Annotated in this window: 6 protein-coding genes and 1 pseudogene; 2 read left to right on the top strand and 5 right to left on the bottom strand. The window is 59.6% G+C overall.

What is annotated here, in order from left to right:
* Nucleotides 1-401: 401 nt before the first annotated feature.
* The 5 genes and pseudogenes from F8N21_RS25910 to speB all read right to left on the bottom strand — a co-directional run bounded on the left by F8N21_RS25910 (nucleotide 402) and on the right by speB (nucleotide 4,286).
* Complete coding sequence (locus F8N21_RS25910) at nucleotides 402-653, bottom strand: acyl carrier protein (protein ID WP_150644840.1); 252 nt, start codon at nucleotides 651-653, stop codon at nucleotides 402-404.
* 266 nt (nucleotides 654-919) lie between these two features.
* Nucleotides 920-1,642 (bottom strand): MBL fold metallo-hydrolase, encoded by a 723-nt coding sequence (locus F8N21_RS25905; RefSeq protein ID WP_150644839.1) that lies wholly within the window; start codon nucleotides 1,640-1,642, stop codon nucleotides 920-922.
* A 98-nt stretch (nucleotides 1,643-1,740) separates the two neighbouring features.
* Nucleotides 1,741-3,126, bottom strand: a complete 1,386-nt coding sequence (locus F8N21_RS25900; RefSeq protein WP_150644838.1) for a sodium:solute symporter — start codon at nucleotides 3,124-3,126, stop codon at nucleotides 1,741-1,743.
* A gap of 110 nt (nucleotides 3,127-3,236) precedes the next feature.
* A pseudogene (locus F8N21_RS25895) lies at nucleotides 3,237-3,326 on the bottom strand (DUF4440 domain-containing protein); the annotation flags it as partial.
* 9 nt (nucleotides 3,327-3,335) lie between these two features.
* Nucleotides 3,336-4,286, bottom strand: a complete 951-nt coding sequence (speB, locus tag F8N21_RS25890) for an agmatinase (protein WP_150644837.1) — start codon at nucleotides 4,284-4,286, stop codon at nucleotides 3,336-3,338.
* A gap of 463 nt (nucleotides 4,287-4,749) precedes the next feature.
* Here speB and F8N21_RS25885 point away from each other — a divergent pair, with 463 nt between their 5' ends.
* Nucleotides 4,750-5,643 (top strand): LysR family transcriptional regulator, encoded by an 894-nt coding sequence (locus F8N21_RS25885; protein ID WP_150644836.1) that lies wholly within the window; start codon nucleotides 4,750-4,752, stop codon nucleotides 5,641-5,643.
* A 13-nt stretch (nucleotides 5,644-5,656) separates the two neighbouring features.
* Nucleotides 5,657-6,259, top strand: coding sequence for a tRNA-uridine aminocarboxypropyltransferase (locus tag F8N21_RS25880; RefSeq protein ID WP_150644835.1), 603 nt, complete (start codon nucleotides 5,657-5,659; stop codon nucleotides 6,257-6,259).
* Nucleotides 6,260-6,345 lie beyond the last annotated feature (86 nt).

Here is a 6,345-nt window from a genome sequence, read left to right as displayed (position 1 = left end):
GGGTACTGGCGTTGACGATGCTCCTCGAACACCTGATCGACCCACTCGGCCGGGATGGCCTGCTCCAGCGCCAACTTGGCCATGACACTGGCCGGTGCCTTTTTTTCAAACCGCGCTAAGACTTCTTCCCACATCGTTTCGTCATCCTGGACCGTAGATGGGAGAGAGTTTAAACGAAGACCTTGAAAGGGCTGGCTGTAAGAGCGGAACCCTAAGTGGCCGTGACCGCAGGAATGGATATGTACCCCGACCAAACGCCAAGATCAAAAGATCGCAGCCTTCGGCAGCTCCTACAGTGGGATTGGGTACATCCGCAAGAGATAGGCCGGCTGTCAGGCCGCCTATATCTGCCGCAGGCTGCGATCTTTCGGGCTCCCACTGCTTAACAGCCTGGCAAAGGCTCAACGCCGAGAAATCTCCAACAGAAACCGGCACAGGTCATCGACTGTGAGGGCGCGCTTGAGTAGTTGATCTTCTTCGCGGGTGAAAGCGCTCAGCTCGAACTCGTCTTCCAGACGGAAGATCAGTTCCTCGATATCCTGCTTGTCCAACCCCAACTGCTCCAGGCTCATGTCATCATCAAATCCATATTTGCCGTCCAGTAGACGACCAATGTAGCGATGCACGGCGTCACGCACGGCTGCTCTATTCATGTTGATTCCTCGCGCGGCTCAGGTGTTGTTCGTCACGAACGATTTTTTCAGGGGTGAGCCGGGAGGAGGGGGGTGTTTCTTGAGGGGGCGGCAGATGACTCGTGGGGTTTCAGTACGGTACATACACACCTCTGGCAGGGGGAGGTTGTCGTGATGTTTGACCCGTCCTGGGGCGCTGCGATAGCTGTCAGTAATGACGCTAGCGATCCTTGTACCGTCTTCCTGCAAAAAACGGCAGTCGCTGAATGCCAGTACAGCACAGATTACTAATGCTGCCGGTCCCACTCATCAATCAGCATGCGCAAGCGTTCACCGGAAAAACTCGCGAAGTGTCCGCCGTGTACGGTGCGGATTGGCAATTCGCGCAGGCGCTGCAGGCTTTTCGCGTAGTCCTCGAGGTTGGAGTGGTAGGCATCTTCGACCAACGGGCCGTCGTAGATGATATCGCCGCTGAACAGGGTACCGGTGGCGGCTTCCCAGAGGCTGATGCCACCCGGTGAATGGCCGGGGGTGTGCAACACCTGCAAGGTGCGGTTGCCCAGATCGAGCACGTCGCCTTCTTCGATCAAGCGCGTGGCGGGCGCGGCCTTGACCCGGTATTCGGCGTAGCACAACGGGCAATCCGGATGGGCCTCGAACATCTCGTCACCGACAAAGGCCGTGGCCAGGGTGTTGTCGCCATCGGGCTCGGCGAGGATCTGCGCTTCGGCCGGGTGCACCAGGCGCTCGGGGAATTCATGATGGCCGGCGATATGGTCGAAATGGGTGTGGCTGGCCACTGCCAGCAGCGGTCGCTCGGTGAGCCAGGGCAGTTGCTCGCGCAGGCTGACCAGCCCTGAGCCACTGTCCACCAGCAGGTCCTTGTCGCGACCCTGGATGTGCCACAGGTTGCAACGGTAAAAGGGGCGGATATACGGCTCATGGATCAGACGAACACCATCGCTGAGGTTTTTGACTTCGAACCATTGATCGCGGCTGACAATTTTCATTGTGTTTTCCTCTGAGGAGAATTTCAGGCGAAAAAAAAGGGTACGGCAACCGACGCCGTACCCATCGAAGAAAAAGGTAAACCGTTGTTACGCTCAGGTTAGATCGCGTTGGCCACGTTCGCTGTCGCCGGGCGAGTGGACAACAGACTGACCACGACGAAGCTGATCAAACCGACCGCCAGGCTGTAGTAGATCGGCGTGTTGGCATCCAGGCCATCCTTGAACATGAATACCAGAGCGGTAACGAAGCCCAGGCCCATGCTGGTAATGGCCCCGGCGGTGGTCGCACGTTTCCAGAAAATGGCCCCCATCAGCGGGATCAGCATACCGCCCACCAACAGGTTGTAGGCCAGAGTCAGGGCGCTGATCACGTCGTTGACCACCAGTGCAATACCCAGCACCGCAATGCCAGTCAGCAGGGTGAACAGGCGGTTGATGTTCAGGCTCGACTGTTTGCCGCCACGCAGTCTTGGCAGCAGGTCTTCGGTCAGGGTGGTGGAAGCGGCCAGCAGACCGGCACTGGCGGTGGACATCATGGCGGCCAGGGCGGCAGCGATGACCAGGCCGCGAATGCCATCCGGTAGCGAGGCTTTGACGATTGCGGCAAAGGCGTTGTTGACGTTGTCCAGGTCCGGCAGCAGCACGTGGGCGGCCATACCGATCAGGGCACAGGCCAGGCCGTAGGCGATGCAGTAGACCCCGGCGACGGTGCCGGCAACCTGGGCGACTTTTTCATTTTTGGCGGTGAACACCCGCTGCCAGATATCTTGACCGATCAGGATCCCGAAGAAGTAGATCAGGAAGTAGGTGATGATGGTGTCCCAGCCAATGGTGGTGAAGCTGAAGTTCGAGGCTGGCAGCTTGGTCACCAACTCATCCCACCCGCCGACACGGTACAGGCAGATCGGCAGCAGGATGAACATCAGGCCGACGGTCTTGATCACGAACTGGACGATGTCGGTCAGGGTCAGCGACCACATGCCGCCGATGGTCGAATACACCACCACCACGCCACCGCCGAGCAATACCGAGATCCAGAACGGCAGACCGAACAGCACTTGCAGTACGGTGCCGATCGCCAGGATCGAGGTCACGCCGATCATCAGCGCATAGGCCAGCATGATCACTGCGCTGGCCTGACGGGCCATCGGGTTGTAGCGCTTTTCCAGGATTTGGGTAACGGTGAAGATTTTCAGCTTGAGCAGCGGTTTGGCAAGGAACAGGTTCAGCGCGATGATGCCCAGACCCAAGGCTGCGCAGAGCCAGAAGCCGGAGATGCCATGGACATAGCCCAGGCGCACAGTGCCGACTGTCGAGGCGCCGCCCAGAACGGTGGCAGCCATGGTGCCCATGTACAAGGTCGGACCGAGGTTGCGGCCGGCCACCAGGTAATCTTCGTGGGTCTTGGCCTTGCGCATGCCGTAGTAACCGAGCACCAGCATGCCAGCGGCATAGATGAGAACAACAAATAAATCCAAAGCCATTACAACGTGTCTCCAATTGTCTTTTTTATGGTGAAACGTGGTTTAAACCGCTTTTTTGTGGCGAGGGAGCAAGCTCCCGGTCAGTGGCAGGCTGATAGCGATACCGCCTGCCAGGTCGCCCAGTAGCCTTCGCGATCGTTACGGGCGAAGGCCGACACCAGTTCGGCGGCGGCTTTCAATACCTGATCACGTTCGCTCATGATCATTCCTCAGCGATGGGCCACGCCCGGCAGTACGCAGAGCATTTCGTACAGCAGGTTGGCGCCCAGCAGCGAGGTGTTGCCGGTGGTGTCATAAGGCGGCGAGACTTCTACCAGATCGCAGCCGATCAGGTCGAGCCCCTGGCAACCGCGGATGATCTCGATCGCTTGAATGGTGGTCAGGCCGCCGATTTCCGGGGTGCCGGTACCCGGTGCCCAGGCCGGGTCGATGCCGTCGATGTCGAAGCTCAGGTACACCGGGCCGCCGCCGACTTTCTCGCGGACCTCCGCCATCAGCGGTGCCATCGAGTGGTGCCAGCATTCTTCGGCCTGAATCACCCGGAAGCCCTGTTTACGGCTCCAGTTGAAGTCTTCAGCCGTGTAGCCCTGGGCCCGCAGACCAATTTGCACCACGCGGTCGCAGTCAATCAGGCCTTCTTCCGCGGCGCGGCGGAAGGTGGTGCCGTGGGCGATTTTCTCACCGAACATGTGATCGTTCACATCGGCGTGGGCATCGATATGCACCAGACCGACCTTGCCATGCTTCTTATGGATGGCACGCAGGATGGGCAGGGTGATGGTGTGGTCGCCGCCCAGGGTCAGGGGGATAACGTTGTGCTCGAGGATCTCGTCGTAGGCTTCTTCGATGATGCGCACGGAGTCCAGCAGGTTGAAGGTGTTGATCGCCACGTCACCGATGTCGGCGACCGACAGCGAATCGAATGGGGCAGCACCGGTGGCCATGTTGTACGGGCGGATCATCACCGATTCAGCGCGAATCTCACGGGGTCCGAAGCGGGTGCCGGGGCGCAGCGAGGTGCCGATGTCCAGCGGGATGCCGATGAAGGCAGCGTCCAGGCCGACAGCGGATTGCAAATGGGGGAGTCGCAGCATGGTGGCGATGCCGCCGAAGCGCGGCATTTCATTGCCGCCCAGTGGTTGGTGAAGAATCTTGTCCACGGGTAGGGCCTCATCGTTGTTTTATTTGTCAGGGGGCGATTCTGCGAAATGTAGTGAGCGAGAAGAATCGCTACGGGCAAATACTTAGTTCAGATTTTTCTAAACTAATGAAACGTGTAGCGATAGACTGGGGTCGCTGTGCGTAGCAGTTGCCGAAGGCTACGTTCGGCTGCGAAGCAGTCGTGATTCAGGCAAATCCGCTCCATCTGAAAGGACCCGGGTGCAGGTTTTACGACTGCTGCGCAGCCGAACGCAGGCTTCGCCAGCTGCTACGAGACCTCTGTGCGTAGCAGTTGCCGAAGGCTACGTTCGGCTGCGAAGCAGTCGTGATTCAGGCAAATTTGCTCCATCTGAAAGGACTCGGGTGCAGGTTTTACGACTGCTGCGCAGCCGAACGCAGGCTTCGCCAGCTGCTACGGGAGATCACCGTCCGCCCGATATATCTGTTTCTGCCGGAGACCCCATGGCCAACGCTTTACCCGACCTCAAACTTTTGCGCATCTTTGTCAGCGTGGTGCGGCATCAGGGGTTTGCCAATGCCCAGCAGGAACTCAACCTGTCGACGTCGGCCATCAGCACTTACATGAGCCAGCTCGAAGCCGCGTTGGGCCTGGTGCTTTGCCATCGGGGGCGCGGGGGGTTCAGCCTGACCAGCAAAGGGGAACTGTTCCATCAGGAAACCTTGCGTCTGCTTGGCGAGCTGGAAGGCTTCGAGCAATACGCCGCGGCGCTCAAGGGCGAATTGCGCGGCACCCTTAACCTCGGGGTGATCGACTCCACCGTCAGCGACAAGGCCCTGCCGTTCGCCGAAGCCATCGGTGCCTACAGCCAGGAGCACCCGGCGGTGCATTTGCACTTGTCGGTCATGAGTCCCTATGAGCTGCAGCTCGGCGTTCAGGACAATCGTCTGGACCTGGCCATCGGCGCTTTCTCCACCCGCATGAGCGGGCTGGTCTATATGCCGCTGTACCGCGAGCAGCACTGGCTGTATTGCAGCAATCGCCATCCGTTGTTCAGCGAACGGCGCATCCCTGAGCAAGTCATCACCCAGCAGCGCATGGTCGGGCGCGGTTACTGGAGCCAGGCCGAACTGGCTCGCCATGGCTTCAAGCACAGCGCGGCAACGGTGGAGAGCATGGAGGCGCAACTGATTCTAGTGCTGTCCGGCGCCTACATCGGTTACCTGCCGGAGCATTACGCCCAAGCCTGGGCCGACAAGGGCGATTTGCGGGTGCTACTGCCGGCGACCTTTGGTTATCAGGCGCCATTCTCGATGATCGTGCGTCGTGGTCGTAGCCGCGAACCGTTGATCCAGACCTTCCGCGACTTGCTCAAAGCCCAGCTCAACCAGGCCTGATCGGTAGAACTCCATGTCCAGAAGCCAATGCCCCCGTTGCCTGCGTCCTGAAACCCATTGCCTGTGCCCGTTGATCCCGCAACTGGACAGCCGCACTCGGGTGTTGCTGTTGCAGCATCCGAGCGAAGTGAACCATGCGCTGAACACCGCACGGCTGGCGGCCTTGGGGCTGATCAATGCCGAGTTGATCGTCGGTGAAGTGTTCGAGGATTTACCCGAACTGCTGAATCAGCCGGGTTATCAGGCGCGGTTGTTGTTCCCGGGGGATGACGCGCAGGCATTGCAGGCCTACACCTCCACGGATCAGCCGTTGTTACTGGTGGTACCGGATGGCACCTGGCGCAAGGCGCGCAAGCTGCTGCACCTCAATCCGTTGCTGGCGGCCTTGCCGAGAGTGACCCTGGCCCAGGGCGCGGTGTCCCGTTATCGCTTGCGCAAGGCGCCGGGGCCGGGGGCGCTGTCGACGGTGGAGGCTATCGTTCAGGCGTTGCAGGTACTGGAATCACCGACTTCGTTCGAGGCGTTGTTGCGGCCGTTCGAAGCCTTGATCGACGGGCAGATTGCGGCAATGGGGGAGGAGGTTTTTCAGAAAAATCATGGTGGTGGGGATTCATAGGCAGCAGGTCCTCCGAGTTGACTTCATCGCGAGCAAGCCCGCTCCCACATTTGGTCTCTGTCGTGCAGAAGTTTTGTGTGTGCAGG

Origin of the sequence: Pseudomonas fluorescens, from assembly GCF_902497895.1 — a bacterium.
Classification (GTDB): Bacteria; Pseudomonadota; Gammaproteobacteria; order Pseudomonadales; family Pseudomonadaceae; genus Aquipseudomonas; species Aquipseudomonas fluorescens_BP.
The sequence above is the reverse complement of the archived record's forward strand: the minus strand, read 5'-3'. Positions and strand labels throughout refer to the sequence as shown.

Coding starts and splice junctions, on each gene's coding strand:
- F8N21_RS25880 (WP_150644835.1), top strand. CDS start 5,657: ATGTCCAGAAGCCAATGCCCCCGTTGCCTGCGTCCTGAAACCCATTGC.
- F8N21_RS25910 (WP_150644840.1), bottom strand. CDS start 653: ATGAATAGAGCAGCCGTGCGTGACGCCGTGCATCGCTACATTGGTCGT.
- F8N21_RS25905 (WP_150644839.1), bottom strand. CDS start 1,642: ATGAAAATTGTCAGCCGCGATCAATGGTTCGAAGTCAAAAACCTCAGC.
- F8N21_RS25885 (WP_150644836.1), top strand. CDS start 4,750: ATGGCCAACGCTTTACCCGACCTCAAACTTTTGCGCATCTTTGTCAGC.
- F8N21_RS25900 (WP_150644838.1), bottom strand. CDS start 3,126: ATGGCTTTGGATTTATTTGTTGTTCTCATCTATGCCGCTGGCATGCTG.